This is a genomic window from Paractinoplanes polyasparticus, assembly GCF_019710575.1.
In the GTDB taxonomy this organism is placed as follows: domain Bacteria; phylum Actinomycetota; class Actinomycetes; order Mycobacteriales; family Micromonosporaceae; genus Actinoplanes; species Actinoplanes polyasparticus.
Genome location: NZ_JAHWFK010000118.1, coordinates 1 through 1,126 on the forward strand (window position 1 = coordinate 1; position 1,126 = coordinate 1,126).

At 72.3% G+C, this 1,126-nt stretch carries 2 protein-coding genes; both read right to left on the minus strand.

What is annotated here, in order from left to right:
* On the minus strand, positions 1-587 hold a 587-nt coding region (locus KXC43_RS50270; protein WP_438870968.1), incomplete at its 3' end, for a cellulose-binding domain-containing protein.
* A 65-nt stretch (positions 588-652) separates the two neighbouring features.
* The coding region (locus tag KXC43_RS50275) for a cellulose binding domain-containing protein (protein ID WP_221383432.1) at positions 653-1,126 on the minus strand (474 nt) is incomplete at its 5' end.

Genomic DNA, 1,126 nt, shown 5'->3' on the forward strand with positions numbered 1-1,126 from the left:
CGCAGGATGGGCGCGCCGGGCGAGTAGTGCATGGTCGACGCCGAGTAGTAGTAGGCGTCCCCGACCCGGATGATGTCACCGTCGGCGAAGTCCTGCCACACCACCGGATTGGTGAACGTGGTGGGTGCCGAGGGCGCCGGAGTGGTCGGTGCCGGCGTTGTCGGCGTCGGGGTCGTTCCGCCGGTGCAGGCGACGCCGTTGAGGCTGAAGCTCGCGGGCACGGGGTTGCTCAGCCCGGCCGTCGCGTTGAAGCCGAACGACGCGCTGCCGCCGGTGGGCACGTTGCCGTTGTAGGCGGCGTTGGTCACGGTCACCTGGGCTCCGGACTGGGCGACCGAGCCGTTCCAGAGCTGGGTGACCGTCTGGCCGGCGGCGAACGACCACCCGAGCTGCCAACCGGTGAGCGGGTCGCCGAGATTGTCGATCGTGACGGCGGCGCCGAACCCGCCCTGCCACTGACTCGTGACCGAGTAGCTGACCCGGCAGCCCGTTGCCGCCTGGGCGCCGGTGGCGACGGCGGCGCCGGCCATGCTGACGGCGACCGCGAGGCCCGCGCCGAGCCAGGCCCGCCTACGCGTACGGGACACGCCCCTCTCCCTCCGGACGATGCGTGAAGTCCCGCCGGCCCGGGAGGCCGGCGGGACGCGGGCGATCAGGCGGCGCAGGCGAGCGAGCCGGTCGGACCGGAGCCGGTGCCCTGGAAGCCGAACTCGGTGTAGCCGCTGGACGGGATCTGGCCGTTGTAGGCCACGTTGCGGAAGCTGACCGTGCCCGAGGTGCCGCTACCGGTCGCGTTCCAGACGCCGGTGATCGCGCTGCCCGCCGGCAACGGCACGGTGACGTTCCAGCCGTTGACCGCGGTGGACCCGGCGTTGACCCGGACCGTTGCCACGTAGCCGCCGTTCCACGTGTTGAGGGAGACGGTGGCGCTGCATGCGCCTGTCGGCGGGCTGGTCGGCGGGCTCGTCGGGGGACTGGTCGGCGGGCTGGTCGGGGTGGTCGGCCCGCCCGCGTTGAGGGCGTTCAACACGGACGTGTACGCGGCCTTCTTGTTGCCGGAGCCGTCGAAGAGCAGGGGGTTGTCGTTGCGCCAGGAGTCGGTGTCGCGGATGCCCCAGACGGTGAT